Source organism: Roseinatronobacter ekhonensis, assembly GCF_900499075.1.
Taxonomy (GTDB): Bacteria; Pseudomonadota; Alphaproteobacteria; order Rhodobacterales; family Rhodobacteraceae; genus Roseinatronobacter; species Roseinatronobacter ekhonensis.
Genome location: NZ_UIHC01000034.1, coordinates 16,525 through 34,769 on the forward strand (window position 1 = coordinate 16,525; position 18,245 = coordinate 34,769).

Consider the following 18,245-nt stretch of genomic DNA (forward strand, 5'->3'; position numbering starts at 1 on the left):
GCGCGGCACGCGCGGCGGGGGCAAAGCCCCCTAATCCGGCTGACCGTCCGTCCATGCCGCCCATAAATCTGGGCGCCGCGCCTGCGTCACAGCCTCAGCCTGTTGCTGCCGCCAGCGCGCAATCTCGGCATGGTTGCCGGATAGCAGAACCGGCGGAATGGGCTGGTCCCTCCATTCGGCGGGCTTGGTGTAGTGAGGGTGCTCCAGCAGGCCCGCGCTGAAGCTCTCTTCCTCGGTTGAGGCCGCGTTGCCCAGCACATCCGGCAGAAGCCGCACCGTGGCGTCGATCATCGCTTGCGCCGCCAGCTCACCCCCGGTTAGCACGAAATCCCCCAAGGACACTTCTTCCACCGCGTGATGATCCAGCACCCGCTGGTCCACGCCTTCGAACCGCCCGCACAGAAGTGTCACGCCCTTGGCCCGCGACCAGTCCCGCGCCATCGCTTGGGTAAAGGGTCGCCCGCGCGGCGACAGATAGACCAGCGGCCATGCGTCCCGGTCGGCAGGTGCGCCGCGTTGCGCGGTGTCTATTGCGCGGTCCAGCACATCGGCGCGCAGCACCATACCCGCGCCACCACCTGCGGGCGTGTCATCGACATTGCGGTGCTTGCCGATGCCGAAGGGCCGCAGATCGACCGTCTCCAGCCCCCAGCGCCCTTCTTTCAGGGCCCGACCCGTCAACGACAGGCCAAGCACACCGGGGAACGCTTCGGGGAATAGGGTGATAATCCGGACCTGCCACGCCATCGCAGGCGGACGCGGGCGCGACAGGTCGCGTGGGGCAAGTGACGGAGTCGCAGCCAGACGGCCCGCGGCGCGGCGCGGCGGCACGCTCATTCCAACAGCCCCTCGGGCGGATCGGCGACAATACGGCCCGCAGCCAGGTCGACCGTCGGCACAATCGCACGGGTGAAGGGCAGCAGCACCGCCCCTTTCTGCCCCGGTGTGACCAGTTCCAGCAGGTCGCTTGCGCCGTGATTCAGAACCGCCTTGACCCGCCCCATCGGCGCACCGCCGGTGTCGAACACCTGCAAGCCGATCAGGTCGGCGTGGTAGAACTCATCATCGGGCAGTCCGGGCAGCCGCGCGCGGTCAACAAACAGGCGCACGCCGCGCAGGGCCTCGGCCTGCTCGCGGGTGCGCACACCGCCCAAGCGGGCGGCAAACCCCTGCGCAACAGGCGCGCCCAAAGTGACATCAAAGCTGCGCGCGCCATCTTCGGACCAAAGCGGGCCGTAGCTGCCGATCGCATCAGGCTCGGCGCAAAAGCTTTTCAACCGCACTTCGCCGCGCACGCCATATGCGCCCGCAACTGCCCCGACGCAGACGCGTTCCGGCTTATCCGTCTGTGGCCCTTGTTGGCGCGTCATGATCCGCTCTCATGCTGTGGTCGTCTAGTGCCTTGTTCAAATTCCGCGCTGGAATGCAAGTCAAGCCCGGACCTTCCGATAGATATCTTCCATCCTGTCGGCAAGATCTTCCCAGTCATACAGCGCACGGGCCCGTGCGCTACCCGCCTCGCCCATTGCGGCCGCGACCTCTGGGGTATCGGCCAGATACAGGACCGCATCGGCCAGTCGCTCGGCAAAGCTGTCAGGCGGCGCAGGGTGCACAAGCAGCCCTGTCTCTGCCGTGACATACTCGCTTGGGCCGCCCCAGTCCGACGCGATGACCGGAACGCCCAGCGCCATCGCTTCCAGTATGACCGCACCGCCGCATTCGCGCAGCGAATTCAGAATCAGCGCATTGGCCCCGGTCAGTCGCGCAGCGCATTCGGCTTGCGTCAGAAACCCGTGAACATACACACCGGGCGTACCGCTCGCTTCGATCCACGCACGTTCAGGACCATCGCCCAGAATGTCGAGCGTGATGTTCAAATCTGGCCGCCGCAGGCGCGCGGCGTCAAGTGCTTGCAGCGTCAGGTCCAACCCTTTCCATGCGATCATCCGCCCCATGAAGACAAGCCGAAAGCCTTTGCGGTGCGCGCTTTCCGTGCGCGGCGACGGCGGGGCCCATATATCAAGATCAACGCCATTTTCCGACATGATGACAGTGTTGCCATGCACCAGCGGCAGCGCCCGACGCGTCCGTTCATTTGCGACCAGCAGAATGGCGGCCTGTGCTTTTCCGGGCCAAAGCCTGTTGGCCGCGCGCGCAGTCATGCGCCCCAGTTTCAGGAAAAACTGCGCCGCCCGCCCTTCCCGTGTCGCAAAACCGGGCGGATAAGACATACCACCATTCATTGGGCCGATCACAACCGGAACGCCCAACCCATAGAGCGGAGACGGGGTCGCAGGCGACACAGGGGTGGGTTGGTGCACAAGGTCAAACTTGTCCGTGCGCAGCAATCTGCGAACGATACGGCGCATATCCCAAGCCGACAAGATAACGATAAGATTGCCGAACAACCGGTCACGCAGCGCTTCCGAGAACTTGTCCCCAACACGCCACAGAAACCGGTGGGACGCCGCATCTTCTATGAAATGGGTCACGGACGCGAGGGCCGGGTAATCCTCGGTGATCTCTTCGCGATTGCGGGAGTGGGTCACAAGCACAACATCGTGCCCACGCCTTTGCATCATGATCGCATATTTAAGCGGAAGGATCGCTTCGCCGCCCTTGCGGGCGGATGCGTTTTCCCCCGCGATCAAAATCTTCATGGACCAACACTCTACATAACGACGTATTGCGAGCCTATCCTGAAAGTTGTGCCACCAATAGCAGGAAACCGGCGACACTTGGCACTGTTGCCGGGCAGACGCGTCCGCCCGGCAATAAAATCAGCGTTATTCTGCAGCTTCGCTCGCGTTCTCGGCTTTTGCGGCCTTTTCCTTGGCGCGATCCTGCGCCTTTTTGCCCGGCGCGGCTTTCTTCATGTTGGCGCGGGTCGCTTTTTCGCGCACACCGGCCGCTTCCAGAAAACGGGCTATGCGGTCGGTCGGCTGGGCGCCTTTGTCCAGCCAGTGCTGTACGCGCTCCATGTCCATCTTGATGCGGTCTTCGCTGTCTTTGGGCAGAAGCGGGTTATAGGTGCCCAGCTTTTCCAGAAAGCGGCCATCGCGCGGCATGCGCGAATCGGATGCCACAATCGCGTAATGCGGGCGCTTCTTGGACCCACCACGGGCCAGACGGATCTTCGTTGCCATGTCAGTTTCTCCTTCAAGACTGGCGGGGCGAGCCTATGGCCCGCCGGTTTAGCGTTGTAAATTCTCGTGGTGCCGGATCACTTCCGAGATCACGAAGTTGAGGAATTTCTTGGCGAATTCCGGGTCAAGGTCGGCTTCTTTCGCCAACCATTCCAGCCGTTCGATCTGGCGCTCTTCGCGCGCAGGGTCGGACGGGGGAAGATCAAATTGCGCTTTCAGGCGGCCCACCGCCTGCGTGTGCTTGAACCGCTCGCCCAGCGTGTAGACAAGGATCGCGTCCAGCCGGTCAATGCTGTCGCGGTGATCGGCCAGAACTTCGGCGGCGCGGGCGCTGTCATCACTCATCGTCGACTATCCCTGAATGGCATCGGGCCACGCCCGTTTCGACTTGGGTCATTTCTTCTTGAACATCCCAGACAGGCCGCCTGGCAGGCTGCCGCCGCCACCCATCATCTGACGTTCGGCCATCTGCACCAGTTTCGGGTCCATCTGGCCGGGATCGGACATGGCTTCTGCCCCTTTTCCCTTGCCGAACATTCCGCCCATAGCCTGTTTTAGCATGCCCTTCTTGCCCATGGTTTTCATCATGTCGGCCATCTGGCGATGCTGTTTCAGCAGCTTGTTCAGGTCAGACACTTCCAGCCCCGCACCCTTGGCGATGCGTTTCTTGCGGCTGGCCTGCAACAACGCCGGGTTCGCGCGTTCCTTCTTGGTCATGGAATTGATCAGCGCGATCTGCTGGCGCAGCATTCCGTCGTCGAAGCCCGCCTGCTCGACCTGCTTCTGCATCTTGCCCATGCCCGGCATCATGCCCATCACGCCTTGCATGCCGCCCATTTTCAACATCTGGTCAAGCTGCATCTTCAGGTCGTTCATGTTGAACAGACCTTTCTGGAAGCGCTTCATCATGCGTTCGGCCTGTTCGACCTCCAGCACTTCCTGCGCCTTTTCCACAAGCGCGACGATGTCGCCCATGCCCAAAATTCGGCCCGCGACCCGCTTGGGGTCGAACACTTCCAGCGCGTCGGTTTTCTCGCCCAGACCCACGAAGCGGATGGGTTTGCCGGTCACGGCGCGCATGGACAGGGCCGCGCCGCCGCGCCCGTCGCCATCCATCCGGGTCAGCACCACGCCGGACACGCCGATCTTGCCGTCGAATTCGGCGGCCACGTTTACCGCATCCTGCCCGGTCAGACCATCGACCACCAACAGCGTTTCACGCGGGCTGACGGCATTGCGCACGGCCAGCACTTCATCCATCAGCACTTCGTCAATATGCAGGCGGCCCGCGGTGTCCAGCAGATACACATCATAGCCGCCAAGCGTGGCCTGCTGCTTGGCGCGTTTGGCAATATCGACCGCTGTCTGGCCCTTGACGATCGGAAGCGTGTCGACCCCGATCTGGGTGCCCAGAATGGCCAGCTGTTCCATTGCCGCCGGGCGATTGGTGTCGAGCGACGCCATCAGCACGCGCTTGCCCTCACGCTCGGACAGCCGGCGCGCCAGTTTCGCGGTCGTGGTGGTTTTGCCGGAGCCTTGCAAACCGACCATCAGCACCGGCGCGGGCGGGTTGTCGATTTTCAGCGCGCCGGGATCGCCCTCGCCTTCAAGCATGGCGATCAACTCGTCATGCACGATCTTGACGACCTGCTGACCCGGCGTGATCGACTTGGTGACAGACGCGCCAGTGGCCTTCTTCTGCACCCGCTTGACGAAATCGCGCGTCACCGGCAGCGACACGTCGGCCTCCAGTAGCGCGACACGCACCTCGCGCAGCGCGGCGCGGACATCGTCCTCGGACAGCGCACCCTGTTTCGTCAGCCGGTCAAAGACACCGGACAGCCGTTCTGACAGGTTCTCGAACATGCGCATCTCTCCCGCCCTCAACAGGGCCATTCAAACCGGTTTCGCACCCACGGGCGCAACGCGCTGGTGGATGGCGATCCTTGCGTAGGCATAGGACCGGAAGGGTTTCACTTCCGGATAATCTTGGCTCCGATACGGCGGCGCGGGGCCAGAGTCAAGCATATCAGCCGCTCTTGCGGGATCGTGAGTTGATTTTCACGCCATTGACCCGATGTTTGGATACATATGAAAGGAGACGCCATGCACCGCCACCTTTGCACGCTTCTGGCCACTGGCAGCCTTGCGCTTGCAACGCCAGCCTTTGCCCAAGACTATACCATCGAGGTTCTGCAAGAGGATCTGGCCCGACCATGGGCCATGGCGTTTTTGCCTGGAAGCGACAGGATCGCGCTGACCCTGCGCGGCGGTGATGTGCTGCTTTGGTATCCGGATGGTCTGGTGGAACTTTCGGGCGCGCCGGACGTGGTCATGGCCGGTCAAGGCGGGCTGCTGGATATCGCTCCCGCCCCCGATTTTGCCGAAAGCGGCTGGTTGTACATGACGTGGACGGGCGCCGCAGAGGGCGGCACCACAACCCATCTGGGGCGGGCGCGGCTGGACGGAATGGCCCTGCGCGATCTGGACGTGCTCCATGCGGTCAGCCCCGGCATAGACAGCGGCGCGCATTTCGGCTCGCGTATTGCGTTTGCGGACGGGTTTGTTTTTGCGGGGTTTGGCGACCGGGGCTTCAAGAATTTCGGCCCCGACCACATTGCACAAGACCTGAGCAGCGAGAACGGGTCGGTCATTCGCCTGACGCTTGACGGCGAGATTCCCGGCGACAACCCCTTTGTGGGACAGGACGCGGCGGGCGCAATCTGGTCCTATGGCCACCGCAACATTCAGGCTATGGCGGTGCATCCGGGTACTGGCGATCTGTGGCTGGCAGAACATGGCGAGGCCGGCGGCGACGAAGTAAATATCGTGCAGCGCGGCGGCAATTACGGCTGGCCATTGGTATCACATGGCGTGACATATCGTGGCGGCGACGAATTCGCCCCGCCCCACCGGCCCGGCGACGGGTTTGTGGCACCTGTCTTCCATTGGCCCGCCGGGCGCGACAACCACAATCCGCCCTCTGGAATGGCGTTCTACGATGGAGGCGCCTTTCCCGACTGGCAGGGCCACCTGCTGATCGGCAACCTGCTGCACCGCTACCTGGGCCTTTATTCAGAGGATAACGGCACTCTGACACCGGTCACTCGTCTGCTAGAGGGTGAGGGCTGGCGCATCCGCGATGTCGCCGTCGGCCCGCAAGACGGGTTCATTTATGTCCTGACCGATGGCGATGATGGCAAGCTAATACGCTTGCGCCCAGCGGGCTGATTGCGCGGATATCCCGAAAGCACCTGTCGGCTTTCCGCGCTAGTGTTGCGGGCGTGACGGGTCTAGGCTGGGCTATGAAAGAACAAGAATGGCCCGAACATGACAGACCAGCCCAACCCCGCCCGTAGCTATTTCGTGCCCAAAGGCGGCCTACCCCCACAGTCGCAGCTTGTGACCGACCGCGCCATGTTCACCGAGGCTTTTGCTGTCATCCCCCGTGGCGTGCTGTCCGATATCGTGGCCAGCGCCCTGCCGTTCTGGGATGCCGCGCGCTTCTGGGTTCTGGCCCGCCCGCTGAGCGGCTTTGCAGAGACGTTCTCGCAGTACATTGTCGAGTTGGGCGCCGGTGGCGGCAGCGACAGGCCAGAGACTGATGCAAATGCCGAAGCGGCTCTGTTCGTGGTCGAAGGCGCGCTGGACATCATTCTCGACGGGGCAACCCACAGCCTGCAATCGGGTGGATTCGGGTATATTCCATCGGGCAAGGAGTGGCGCATCCGCGCCGAAACCGGGGCCGTGTTCCACTGGATTCGCAAACGCTACATCGCGGTCGACGGTCTGCCCGCGCCGGACGCGTTTTTTGTTCAGGAACAAGATCTGACCCCCAACACAATGCCCGACACCAATGGCGGCTGGGCCACCACGCGGTTCATGGACCCGGCAGATTTGCGCCATGACATGCATGTCACCATCGTCACGCTGCAACCCGGCGCGGTTATCCCGTTTGACGAAACCCATGTCATGGAACACGGGTTATATGTGCTTCAGGGCAAGGGCGTGTATCATCTGAACCAACAATGGGTCGAGGTCGAAGCCGGAGATTTCATGTGGCTAAGAGCTTTCTGCCCGCAAGCGTGCTATGCTGGCGGTCCAAAACCGTTCCGCTATTTGCTTTACAAAGACGTGAACCGCCACGCGGCCTTACCCTGACCGCCCGCAAAACTGGACTTGCAACCGCCATAGAACCCGCGCTAAGAGGCACGCGTTGGACAGTTGGCCGAGTGGTCGAAGGCGCACGCCTGGAAAGTGTGTAGGCGGGGAACCGTCTCGAGGGTTCGAATCCCTCACTGTCCGCCACTTGCCCTTGAGAAACGTTTCTCCCGATCCTGATGTAGCCGGATTTTTCCGTTGTTTTCGAGGGTTATGCCGGAGGGGCTGTTAACCGGCACTTGGGTCAGCATGCCCAAATGTGTTCTCTCTAGGCCGATATTCTCCGGACCTGTTAACCGCAGCCATTCCGGTTATCAGCTTTAACCCTGATCAACCGTTTCCGCGCCTTCATGCAGCCCTTCTGCGGACCCGCGTCAAAGAACCTTGCAGCCTACGGCCGATGGCATGCCGCCCGAAACAACGCGGACCGCTCCTACCTTCATGCGCTCAGGCTGCTGCTCGCTTCAGGCCCTCGCGCCAACACGGTTTGATGACACCGCCAGACCAGATATGTTGCTGATGGCGGCCATGTCGGTCGTCATCACTAAAAGAGAAATCGACCGCCTCTTGCCCAATTGCAATTCTATATGCTGTTATTTGTTATGAATATTTCAGCAGCAATTCTGTTTTTGAAGGATTGGCCGTCTACTGAAACGCCCTCCTCTTCCTTTACAATATTCTTATTTTTGAAAACCATAATTGTGTCCCCAACTTTTAATTCCTCAGGCTTAACCGGCAACTGAGATTTAGACGCTTCCACACTATTTGTCGCTGTACCTTCTTGGGACAGCCTGACATCCAAATATGCTAAAATAGCGCCGACACCCAACAGGCTTACTGGCACAAGTGTCATGAAATGAAAGCCAAAAACGTATACTAACAGAATGGCGGAAAGCGCCATCATTATGGCCCCAAGCTTTGGTTGCCCAAAGGCGATGCCGGCACCAATCAGTCCAAACACAGGAAAGACAAGAGCCGCAGATTGAAATACAAATAAAATTGCACTTTCACCTGCACCTCCACCTACAGCTTGGTTAATTGAATTCCCTGCTGAAAAAAGACCGTAGCCAATATTTCCGGCAATCAACGCGATTAACGCTCCAATAATACCTAAAACTCCACCCGCAATCTTCATGTAATACCTTTCCCGTAAACCTTACATCCGACATTCCCCAAGTGGCCTGCGGTTTGACCTCAAGATCGCCTGAAACTGTCCGTTGAACAAGCTTTTTCTGGAGCGAGGGGCGTCTGCGGTCAGGCAGACGGTGCGAGTTGGGCGGATTAGGCCACGAAGCGGTCGCGTCGTAGCCTGGCGGCGGCGTTTTTCAGCGCAGGGGACACACCTGTCCTGCCGCTTTCGTTCAGGTTGGGCCTGGATCATGGTCACGCGCATGAAGGTGGCGCCCGCAGGCGGTGTATGGCGGCAAGGATGGCCCGCACCATCGGGCCTGTGACGGCCACCTCGGCCAGCTGAAAGGTGATGGCGCGGGCATGGCGCACGACGCGGGCCCCGATCTTGATCAGCTTGAGCTGGAGGCTGGTCAACGACCAATCGGCCATTGCCTCGGGCAGTTCGATGCAGCGCAGGAAAGTTGCCAGGTTGTAGGCCAGCGCATGCAGTTGCAGCCGGACCTCATTGTCGCGGAACCTTCGGCAGGATAGCCGCGTCCAGCGCAAGGCGTATTTGCCTTCCTTGATGTGCTGCTCGGCGGTGCCGCGCTGGTTGTAGAACCGCACGACCCAGTCCGGGTCCATGGGCATGTTGGTGACGATGAAGCCCACGCGGGGGAACAGCTCGTCCGGATGCCATTCGATCTTGGCGATGACGCGGCGCTCCTTATCCCAGGACGCCGCCTGGTACTGGAAATCCTCGAAGAAGCGTTTGACCTTCGTCTTCGAAGGCCGCCCCACGGGCCGGGTCAGCCGATGAGCGATCTTCTCGCGCAGGACGTTATTGGCGGGCAGCCGTATGGCGTAGAAGTACCCCGCGCCTTCAAGCTGCGCATAGATCTCAGGGTTCGCGTAGGCGGCGTCTGCCCGAAAGAACCGCCCCCCAAGGTCGCGGCCCGCATAGCGGGCGATCACCGGATCGAGAACATCCCGCCAGCCATCCGCGCTGTGGACGTTGCCATGGCGCAGGGCGCTGCGTTCCAGCATGCCGAACTGGTTGAATAGAAAGTTGGGGTGGTAGCAGGTGCAGTCGAAATGCCCGTTCCAGGCCGCGCCCTCTTGGTCGCCATGGGTCGGGCTGACCGAGCTGTCCATGTCCAGCACGATGTACTTCAACCCGTTGCGATCATGGAAGCGATCGATCCACTGGCCGTTCAGATCGGCCAGCGCCGCTCGGTTCTCGGCCAAGGCCAGCGTCTCGGTCTCGAACCGCCCCATCTGCGAGGCCGAGGCGGCCTGCGTCTCGACAGCCCGATCACCCACGACCTGACGCATCACGGGATCTATGGCCAGCCGGTCGGCGTCGTTGACATCCTCGTATCCGGCCAATCGCCCGAACACCGATTGGCGGAAAAGACCATCGAGCCGGTGGAGCGTGTTCTTACCGCGTCGGGTATCGCGCAGCGCAACGGACGCCAAACCGGACAGCCCGAGCGCGTCATCCAGTTCGCGTGCTACCAGCAGGCCGCCGTCCGAACTGATCTGCGCGCCGCGAAACTCCAGACGCACACGGCGGTCGAAATCGACCCGATCACCCCGATCCGAAGCCGCACCCATAGGGTGATCCATGAAACACATCCTTACTTGCCAGTAATGCCATGATTTATATAGAGAATACAGCGATCACGACAGAAAAATCGGCGGGTTACTTGGGAAATCCGGGTTTAAGGCATTGGCGGGGCGGTATTTTCTGGAATGACGCATCTCGGTAATTTCGCAATTTCATCCGGACGCCGGACGGAACCGAGATCGAACAGTTGATCTGCGATGGTTGTAAATCCACTCCAGCTTCCAAATGAAAACGCTGTATCCGTTCGCGCTTTGTGCTGAGTCAGCCTCGTGCTACGATGATGAAAAAGCATGAGGCGAGCAGTTGGCCCAGAAGTCAGACATCGAGTGGACGGACGCGACGTGGAACCCGGTCACGGGCTGCACCAAGGTCGGTCCGGGATGTGACAACTGCTACGCGGAGCGTTTCGCGGAGCGCTGGCGTGGCATTCCGGGGCATCCGTACGAACAAGGCTTCGACCTAAAACTGTGGCCACCGAGGCTACGACAGCCAGCGCTTTGGAAAAAGCCGCGCATGATCTTCGTGAACTCGATGAGTGACCTTTTCCACAAGGAAATCGATCGCGCATACATCGATCAGGTGTTCGACGCCATGGAGGACGCGGATTGGCATGTCTATCAGGTTCTGACCAAGCGCAGTTCGCTCATGCGCAACTATATCCGGAAGCGGTATGACGGCGGGCCGGTCCCACGCCACATCTGGCTGGGCGTTTCTGTAGAGGACTCGGCGCATATAAGTCGCATTGAGCATTTGAAGCAGATCAACTCCGAAGCCCGCTTCATTTCGTTTGAGCCTTTGCTCGGGGCCATCGGGGAAGTGGATCTGCGAGGCATTGCCTGGGCTATTGTGGGCGGCGAAAGCGGTCCACGCGCACGCGCAATGGAAGAGGGCTGGGCGCGCCAGCTTCGCGAAATTTGCGCGCGCGACGATGTGGCGTTTTTCTTCAAGCAATGGGGTGGTCCACGGCCAAAGTCCGGAGGTCGCCTGCTAGATGGTGAGGAGTGGAACGGCTTTCCATGGCAGATTGTGCCGAAGCCGATATTGGACCAGCTTTCAGCATGACCCATTTTACGAGGAGCACGAGTTTTTTTGAAGAAATCGCATGTTGAAAACACTGTAGGGCCTTGGGCCCGGCAGAAGCTCGATGGCCTGCAAGCGTATCTTCACGCCTACACAATGGCGCTCAAGAAGCAGTCATTTGACCTGATCTACATCGATGCGTTCGCCGGTGCCGGGCGTTCCAGAATTCGAACCGCTTGGACGGATGCTGACGAAGAAGACATTCAACTCATCGACGATGAGTTCATGAGGTCAGAGGAGGAGTTCATCGAAGGATCCCCGCGACGTGCCCTTGGCCTCGAAAACCCCTTCTCTCAATACTACTTCTTCGATGCCGACGCTGGTCGGGCCGCGCTGCTGGAAGGGCTTCGATCAGATTTTCCGCAGCGCAAGATCAATGTTCAGGTGGGCGACGCCAATGGCCTGATTCAGAAATTGGTGCCGAGTTTCAGCGGTCGAAACACCAAAGGGGTCGCCTTTCTGGATCCCTATGGTCCGCACCTGGACTGGCAGACTGTCGCGGCGCTCGGGGCCACCAAGAATTTCGAGGTCATCATCAATTTCCCTCTGGGCATGGCAATTAACCGGCTGATCACTCGTTCGGGCGATATCCCCGACAACTGGCGGACGGGTTTGAATGGCTGCTTTGGCGGCGCGGATTGGGAAGATCTTGTCTATGCCGAGCAGACGGACCTGTTTGGGGACACGACGCGCCACAAGGTGGACGATGCGGCGCAGAGACTGCTCAATTACTATGTTGGCCGTCTGAAGGATATGTTCGGACATGCTTCATCGCCCAGCGTCGTGCGAAATACACGCGGCGTGCCCATCTACTACATGCTGTGGGCTGGACCCCACCCGCTTGGCTACAAGATAGCTGACTACATTCTGTCAAAAGGTGACCGGGTAATCCCGCCAAAGAAACGCGCGACACGCTGAGAGAGGTTTCCCAGCTTATCACGCGGCTTCCATCATACCTTTGAAGGTCTCATGCATCAGCGCTGGCATCAGGGCATCTATGTCTACAGATGTTCGTTTCCGGATGCTTTGGATTTCCTGAGCCTTGGCTTGGAGCCGGTTGAACCAGCGTTGTGTTTCGATCGGCGGTATGGGCACCTCGATGACTTCAAGCTTTTTCAGACCAAGGGTGCGGTTTCTGCCTGCTCCGCCCGGTGATGCCTCGCCAAGTTTCTGCAACCCCTCCGGTGTGCGGAAGTAGAACAGCAGGAATTCGGCTGCCACTTGGTCGGGATTTGTCACACAGGTCAAAAAGCGATGCGAACCAACCCGGCCGTCGTCTTCAGGCTTTGCAATAGCGACGGCACCTTCCCAAGCAAAGACAATGTTGAAGACCAAATCGCCAGATTCGAAGGTGAACAGTTTCTTGGAGCCAACCTCCATCCCTGCCAGACCCGGCTTGTGAAATGTTCCCCGGCCAAATGAACGAACGCCGAGTTCCATGTATGTCTTGTCCGGTTCCACCTCTACCGGGCGGCGGACAAGAGGGGCGACTTCTGCCATTGCCCGAAGAGGTGCGCCGTCGATGGCGCGCTGGAAGGCATTCAGCAGCATGGCATGAGTGTCGCGTTCGGCGGCTTCAATCCCACGTTGACGCTCATCGACCAAGGCCGAAACTTTGTTGAGCCTTTGGACGATGTCGCGTTGTTCATCGAGCGTAAGCAATGGGACGGACATCTTTAAAAACTTGTCTTCTTTCATTCGAACTCGATTTGTCGACCCCTCGCTTGCACGACGGCAGAGATCGACGAATTCCGGGGTGCGAGAATACCATTCAAAAAAATGCGGTATTACCTTTGATGAATCGATATCAAAACAAGGAAAGTCGTTGCTGACCAAGGCACCGTCGAGATTGTCAGGTACGATGCCAAAGGCACCGTGCCGTGCGTCAATTCTAGAAATTAGAAATTGCCCTGCTTTGGCTTTGTACTGCCGTGCCGCGGCAATCGCTGAGCCCTGAATTTCGCCGCGCAGCTTTAAACCTTTCCCCCATAGTCGGGCTGTGATCTGCTTGTATCGTTGATCCGGCTGAACAAGCACCCAGTCTTCAGATTTGGTCAAGAACTCATCAATTGTGATTGTTCTCTTCATCACGGGCGCTCTTCCAATATGGATTTGATTTCACCCATGATGTCGAGGATCCGCTTCTCCTGTGCGATAACCGCGTCAACAATCTCGGTCGGGGCGCGGTGGTCTGCAACTTCGCCGGAATGAGGGTTCTTGATATCGAGATTACAGGACATGACGCGATCCTGGTCATCACGCTGGATCAGATCAGCCGCTGAAACCTTCCAGGCACGCTCATTTTCTTCGCGATTATTCCACCATTCAAGGCAGCCGCCGAATTCCTCGTAAGCCATTGGTGCGGTTTTTGAGTATTTCTTGCGACCTTCCGGCAGCGGCAGTTCATAGTACCAGATGTCCTTCGTCGGTCCGCTGGTGTCGAAGAAGATCAGGTTTGCCGGAATATCCGTGTAAGGCGCGAACACCCCCTCGCGCAGTCGCACGACTGTGTGCAGATTGAATCTCTCCAGCAAGTCGGCCTTGATCCGCGCCGAGATACCGTCGCCGAACAGTGTGCCATGCGGGACGACCACAGCCGCCCGCCCGCGCCCGGCACGTTTCAAACGTCGCATGATCAGCTGGAGGAACAGCAGCGCGGTTTCCGCCGTGCGCCGGTCCTCGGGGAAGTTGTTGAGGATGCCCGCCTCTTCCTCGCCGCCAAAGGGCGGGTTCGTCAGGATGACGTTGACGCGCTGATCCTCGCCAATTTCTGCCAGACGGAAGCGCAGGGCGTTGCCGGGGTCGATGCGCGGCGCGTGAAGGCCATGCAGCAGCAGGTTAAGCTGGGACAGCAAAAAAGGTAGCGATTTGGCTTCGCCGCCGAAGAAGCTGTCTTCCTGAAGGATGCGGCGTTTCTCGACCGTGTCGGCCTGGCGTTCAAGGTGAAGGTAGGAGTCAGTCAGGAAGCCGCCCGTGCCGCAGGCTGGATCGAGGATGGTCTCACCGAGTTTCGGGTCCGTGACCTCGACCATGAAGCGCACCACCGGCCGGGGCGTGTAGAACTCGCCCGAGTCCCCAGCGGCGTCGCGCATCTCGCGCAGCAGCGTCTCGTAAAGGCGGCCAAGCGTATGGACCTCTTCGGAAGAGTCGAAGTGGATGCCATCGATCAGGTTCACTACGTCACGCAGAAGGTATCCGCTCTCCATTCGGTTGGCGAAGCCCTGAAAAACGGTCGCGATCACGTCGCGCCGCTCGCGCCGACCATTGTCACCGCGCAAACCGCGCAGATAGGCGAAAAGGCCAGGACCACGGCTGCCGTCTGGTCGCTCCGCTTCGTCGGCGACAAGGAACGACAGTAGGTCCGGGCCAGTGATACCGTCGGCGTCTGCTGCCCAATCGCGCCAGCGATACGGCGCCTCGATGATCGAACGATAGTCCTTGCCCGCAAGTTCCGCGCGGCCTTCCTCTATCCGCTCCATGTCGTCAAGGAACTTCAGGAACATGATCCAGGTGAGCATCGGCAGGCGGTCGAGATCGCCGTTCAGCCCCTTGTCCTTACGCATGATCTTGCGTGCGGACTTGATGATGCTGTCGAGACGCTGGGCAGTGGTCAGTTGCTTCGGCGCTGCCTTCTTGCGGGCGGTTGTGGCCAATGTGGCACTCCTTCAATTCAAGCGGTGTAGAGCAGACGCTGCAGCTCGGTGACGGCGCTGCGCAACTCCTTGCCGCCGCCAAAGCGGGCGGCAATTTCAATTACATTACCCCATTCGTTGAATGGAGGAATTTCGAGGAAGTCGGGCAGCTTGAACTGGGCACTGCCGTGTTCGGCATATTTCTCGAGCACGGCATCCAGAACTTCGCGGGCATCTGGCCCGAAGCAGGCCAGAAAATCGTCCTGTTCGCGCAGCAGGCGGTCCGCGCGCTCACGGCGGGTGCGCAAGGGCGCGTTGTAGGCGAGATGGCAAAGAAGGTCGAACGGGTCGGCTTCCGGCTTTCCAACCGCATCGGCAAGGGAATCGAGCTCGATACCCTTCTCCTCCAGCCGTTCGACGATCTCTGCCCGTCGCTCGGGGTCAAGCCAGTCTCTCCGCAGTTCCGAGGCATTGGGGTACAGGGTGCGGACCTTGTCGCCGGTATAGTCGGTCAGCTGGCGGCAGGCGAGCTGCCGTCCATCGGAGTCGAGGTCGTAAACGAGGTGTCGGACAATCGAAACCTCACCGCCATCGACATAGAACTTGCGAGGGCCAGCCTCTGGCTCGTCGTCGAGATCGACCGGTCCATCCGGAATATCCGGAAAATCGTCGGGATCCAGCGCCACTTCCTCAATCTCGTACTCTTCAACGACATCACCGTCTGCATTGATCACCGCTTCGTCTTCGCGGACGGGATCGCCGTCGAAGGCCGGGTCGGCGAACATTCGTGTCGCGGTACCGGTGTAGTCGATGATGTTGAAGGCGAGCTTCCCATAGTCGGCCCTGAGGCGCGTGCCACGTCCTATGATCTGCTTGAACTCCGGCATGGAGCCCACGACCCGGGCAAGCACAACGTTCTTGCATGTCGGGGCGTCGACGCCGGTGGTCAAAAGCTGTGACGTGGTAAGGATGACCGGCGTCTGAGTTTCGACATCCTGGAACTTGGCACGGTGCGCGCTGCCAACATCACCCTCATCGGATGTTACGCGGCAAACGTAGTCAGGGTGATCCTTCACCAGATCGGTGTTCAAGGCGGCGAGCGCCTGGCGCATTTCGAGCGCATGTTCCTGGTCGACGCAGAAGACGATGGTTTTAGCGAAGCGATCAGTTTCCGCCATGAAGCCCGCCAGGTGTTTCGCGATAGCCTTTGTCCTCGCACGTAGCGCCACGACCCGCTCGAAGTCTCGCGTGGAATATTCGGTGTCAGGGATTTCGCGTCCGTAACGGTCGAGTTCGCCCCGCGTCGGGCGCCATCCGGCGGCGTCGTAGTCCGAGATGACACGGTGAACGCGGTACGGAGCGAGGAAGCCGTCGGCGATGCCCTGCGCGAGACTGTATTCATAAAGTGGATCGCCGAAGTAGTTGTAGGTGTCGAGGTTTTCCTCGCGCCGCGGCGTCGCCGTCATGCCGATTTGGGTTGCTGGTGCAAACCATTCGAGAATCTCGCGCCAATTGCTGTTGTCACGCGCGCTGCCCCGATGGCATTCGTCGATTATTATGAGGTCGAAGAAGTCCCTTGCATATTCGCGATAGAGGCCGGGACGATTCTCGTCTCGCGCGATGGACTGGTAGATTGCGAAATACATATCGCGGCTTTTGACTGCGACGCCGCCTGCAATCTTGTGTCGAGCATCGCCGAATGGGCTGAAATCCTTCGCCATCGGATCGTCGACCAGCACGTTTCGGTCGGCGAGGAACAGGATTTTCGGGTTGCGGTTGACGCCCTTCGAATTCCAACGTGCCGACCAGAGCTTCCAGCAAATCTGGAAGGCGACAGCGGTCTTGCCCGCCCCCGTGCACAAGGTCAGGAGCGCCCGCTTCCTGCCCTGAAGCGCCGCCTGAACGGCGCGGTTGACGGCGATTTCCTGATAGTAGCGGAGCGGCTTCGACCTGTCAGGAAACGTGGGCGTGAGCAGCCGTTCCGCCACCTCGTCATCGACGATACCCTCTGCACCACGCAGACGCGCCCAGAGATCAGCGGGCGGTGGAAAATCCCCGATTGTCCGCTCAATGCCGGTTGTATAATCGAATTCAACGATTTCGATGCCATTGGTGGAGTAAGCAAACCGAAGGCCGAGAATTTCGGCATACTCCTTGGCTTGCTGAAGCCCTTCCGCCGCATGGCTGTAACGGGACTTGGCCTCCACAACCGCTATCGGAAAATCTGGATTGTATCGGAGCAGGTAGTCGGAGCGCTTCTGCTTCCCACGGCGCGCCTTGCCGCCGATGAATACCACTCGGCCGTCTGTGAAAGTTCTCTGCTCGTTTATTGCGTGCGGGCGATCATCCCAGCCCGCTGCCTGCAGCTTGGGGACGACGAATTTCCTGCAGGTGTCGGCCTCGTTCATCTCGGGAATTCTTCAAGGTGCGTCTCCGCAACTTCCTGAGATAAGTACCCAGGAACCTTCGCGGCGAGCTGAGCAGATTTCTTCGACGTGCTCGTAAGAATTAGCACCGGCGCGCCCGCTTTGCGTTCAAGGTACATACCAAGGATGCGCCTTAGTGAGTCGAGATTTAGCCAGCTTTCTTCATCAGGCCCTCCGGGCCCCAATGGAATACGCTTATATTCAATTCCCTTGGCCCGAAACTCCGATAATGCTTCATCTGTGGATGAAAATACTGAGAAGAAGTCCGGAAACGCCCTTGTGTCAATAATGAGTATTGGATTTTGTTCCTGAATAGCCTTCCTGAATGAGTGAGCAGAAATCTCAGCTATAGGTACCAGCATAATTCGGATCTTATCAAAGTTATCGAATAATTGCAGCTGGCGTGCGTTCTCAAATCCCCACTCGCCTCTTTGCGTCTTGGCCACTTCCGACGGTGTTGAGCTGTATACAAGATGAAGTTTGCGATCACGCACTGTCAACCTCCAAAGCCAGCTCTGCCTCCATGGCCGAGTATGAAACCTTATAGACTTCGGTCGGCCGGCCCCAAGCCGGAGTGCCAAACACAAAATCGCCCGATATTTTATCCTTGTAACTTCTGTCTTTCAGAAAGACCCTCCGATAAAGCTGGGGCGCGACACCAACAAAAGGTCGGAATAAAACATGAGTTCCTCCCTGCGACGGAGGCGACCAATCGCTGGACTCGGTCGTTATCGAGTCGCTGTGCAATTCAGTGGCTTTACTCTTTGGATAAGGCTCGATGAACTGCACCTCATCGATCCCGGAAGCAACGATGTGGCGTGCGCAGTAATGGCACGGATAAGTAGTCACGTACATTCGGCAGCCGCAAGGAGATGTCCCAGAAATTGACGCGGACAGGATTGCATCCATTTCTGCATGGACGGCACGACTAAAGGGCACCTCTAAAAATTGCCCCAACCTTGGCGCTGCTGTATAACTGAGGCGGTGGACCAGCACAGGGAATGCAGCCATGGCGCAGATGGGTTTCTTTGATCTTTCAGATCGCTACGCGAGCCTGGAC

At 59.3% G+C, this 18,245-nt stretch carries 17 protein-coding genes and 1 tRNA gene; 5 read left to right on the forward strand and 13 right to left on the reverse strand.

All coding sequences use genetic code 11. The features are described from left to right. Nucleotides 1-30 precede the first annotated feature (30 nt). The 6 genes from trmD to ffh all read right to left on the reverse strand — a co-directional run bounded on the left by trmD (nucleotide 31) and on the right by ffh (nucleotide 5,012). Nucleotides 31-837, reverse strand: coding sequence for a tRNA (guanosine(37)-N1)-methyltransferase TrmD (trmD, locus tag ROE7235_RS13765; RefSeq protein WP_121096084.1), 807 nt, complete (start codon nucleotides 835-837; stop codon nucleotides 31-33). Further along, on the reverse strand, nucleotides 834-1,370 hold the full coding sequence (gene rimM, locus ROE7235_RS13770) for a ribosome maturation factor RimM (protein ID WP_121096085.1): 537 nt from the start codon (nucleotides 1,368-1,370) through the stop codon (nucleotides 834-836). Before rimM ends, trmD begins: the two co-directional genes overlap by 4 nt. A gap of 60 nt (nucleotides 1,371-1,430) precedes the next feature. Next, the gene (locus tag ROE7235_RS13775; protein WP_121096086.1) at nucleotides 1,431-2,660 is read right to left on the reverse strand and encodes a glycosyltransferase family 4 protein; all 1,230 of its coding nucleotides are present in this window, start codon (nucleotides 2,658-2,660) and stop codon (nucleotides 1,431-1,433) included. Between the two features lie 126 nt (nucleotides 2,661-2,786). Then, nucleotides 2,787-3,146 carry a 30S ribosomal protein S16 gene (rpsP, locus tag ROE7235_RS13780; RefSeq protein ID WP_121096087.1) on the reverse strand — a complete coding sequence of 120 codons (360 nt, stop codon included), beginning with the start codon at nucleotides 3,144-3,146 and terminating at the stop codon, nucleotides 2,787-2,789. A gap of 48 nt (nucleotides 3,147-3,194) precedes the next feature. Beyond that, entirely contained in the window at nucleotides 3,195-3,491 is a 297-nt protein-coding gene (locus ROE7235_RS13785; protein WP_121096088.1) for a chorismate mutase, read from the reverse strand. Nucleotides 3,492-3,539: 48 nt separating this feature from the next. Then, nucleotides 3,540-5,012, reverse strand: a complete 1,473-nt coding sequence (gene ffh, locus ROE7235_RS13790) for a signal recognition particle protein (RefSeq protein WP_121096099.1) — start codon at nucleotides 5,010-5,012, stop codon at nucleotides 3,540-3,542. 240 nt (nucleotides 5,013-5,252) lie between these two features. On the opposite strand from ffh, the gene ROE7235_RS13795 reads away from it, so the two are divergent. The 3 genes from ROE7235_RS13795 to ROE7235_RS13805 all read left to right on the forward strand — a co-directional run bounded on the left by ROE7235_RS13795 (nucleotide 5,253) and on the right by ROE7235_RS13805 (nucleotide 7,454). Continuing rightward, nucleotides 5,253-6,377: a PQQ-dependent sugar dehydrogenase gene (locus tag ROE7235_RS13795; protein ID WP_121096100.1), complete on the forward strand. Its 1,125-nt coding sequence runs from the start codon at nucleotides 5,253-5,255 to the stop codon at nucleotides 6,375-6,377. A 99-nt stretch (nucleotides 6,378-6,476) separates the two neighbouring features. After that, nucleotides 6,477-7,307, forward strand: coding sequence for a bifunctional allantoicase/(S)-ureidoglycine aminohydrolase (locus ROE7235_RS13800; protein ID WP_121096089.1), 831 nt, complete (start codon nucleotides 6,477-6,479; stop codon nucleotides 7,305-7,307). Between the two features lie 57 nt (nucleotides 7,308-7,364). After that, nucleotides 7,365-7,454 (forward strand) — tRNA-Ser (locus tag ROE7235_RS13805). 436 nt (nucleotides 7,455-7,890) lie between these two features. Here the strand turns inward: ROE7235_RS13805 and ROE7235_RS13810 are convergent. Together ROE7235_RS13810 and ROE7235_RS13815 are read right to left on the reverse strand one after the other, a co-directional pair. Continuing rightward, nucleotides 7,891-8,442 (reverse strand): hypothetical protein, encoded by a 552-nt coding sequence (locus tag ROE7235_RS13810; protein ID WP_147434218.1) that lies wholly within the window; start codon nucleotides 8,440-8,442, stop codon nucleotides 7,891-7,893. Nucleotides 8,443-8,690: 248 nt separating this feature from the next. Then, nucleotides 8,691-10,046 carry an IS1380 family transposase gene (locus tag ROE7235_RS13815; RefSeq protein WP_121096091.1) on the reverse strand — a complete coding sequence of 452 codons (1,356 nt, stop codon included), beginning with the start codon at nucleotides 10,044-10,046 and terminating at the stop codon, nucleotides 8,691-8,693. Between the two features lie 304 nt (nucleotides 10,047-10,350). Between ROE7235_RS13815 and ROE7235_RS13820 the strand changes: the two genes are divergently transcribed. Continuing rightward, nucleotides 10,351-11,109: a DUF5131 family protein gene (locus ROE7235_RS13820; RefSeq protein WP_121096092.1), complete on the forward strand. Its 759-nt coding sequence runs from the start codon at nucleotides 10,351-10,353 to the stop codon at nucleotides 11,107-11,109. 27 nt (nucleotides 11,110-11,136) lie between these two features. Continuing rightward, nucleotides 11,137-12,045: a three-Cys-motif partner protein TcmP gene (locus ROE7235_RS13825; protein ID WP_183073514.1), complete on the forward strand. Its 909-nt coding sequence runs from the start codon at nucleotides 11,137-11,139 to the stop codon at nucleotides 12,043-12,045. 18 nt (nucleotides 12,046-12,063) lie between these two features. On the opposite strand, the gene ROE7235_RS13830 is transcribed toward ROE7235_RS13825, so the two are convergent. The 5 genes from ROE7235_RS13830 to ROE7235_RS13850 are packed head-to-tail and all read right to left on the reverse strand — an operon-like array spanning nucleotide 12,064 to nucleotide 18,196. Then, nucleotides 12,064-13,215 carry a restriction endonuclease subunit S domain-containing protein gene (locus ROE7235_RS13830; protein WP_121096094.1) on the reverse strand — a complete coding sequence of 384 codons (1,152 nt, stop codon included), beginning with the start codon at nucleotides 13,213-13,215 and terminating at the stop codon, nucleotides 12,064-12,066. Continuing rightward, nucleotides 13,215-14,780 (reverse strand): class I SAM-dependent DNA methyltransferase, encoded by a 1,566-nt coding sequence (locus tag ROE7235_RS13835; protein WP_220669572.1) that lies wholly within the window; start codon nucleotides 14,778-14,780, stop codon nucleotides 13,215-13,217. The genes ROE7235_RS13830 and ROE7235_RS13835 overlap by 1 nt, the downstream gene beginning before the upstream one ends. Before the next feature lie 17 nt (nucleotides 14,781-14,797). Beyond that, the gene (gene hsdR, locus ROE7235_RS13840; protein ID WP_121096095.1) at nucleotides 14,798-17,167 is read right to left on the reverse strand and encodes an EcoAI/FtnUII family type I restriction enzme subunit R; all 2,370 of its coding nucleotides are present in this window, start codon (nucleotides 17,165-17,167) and stop codon (nucleotides 14,798-14,800) included. Next, on the reverse strand, nucleotides 17,164-17,679 hold the full coding sequence (locus ROE7235_RS13845) for a hypothetical protein (protein WP_147434219.1): 516 nt from the start codon (nucleotides 17,677-17,679) through the stop codon (nucleotides 17,164-17,166). Before ROE7235_RS13845 ends, hsdR begins: the two co-directional genes overlap by 4 nt. Next, nucleotides 17,672-18,196 (reverse strand): deaminase, encoded by a 525-nt coding sequence (locus ROE7235_RS13850; protein ID WP_121096097.1) that lies wholly within the window; start codon nucleotides 18,194-18,196, stop codon nucleotides 17,672-17,674. The genes ROE7235_RS13845 and ROE7235_RS13850 overlap by 8 nt, the downstream gene beginning before the upstream one ends. Nucleotides 18,197-18,245 lie beyond the last annotated feature (49 nt).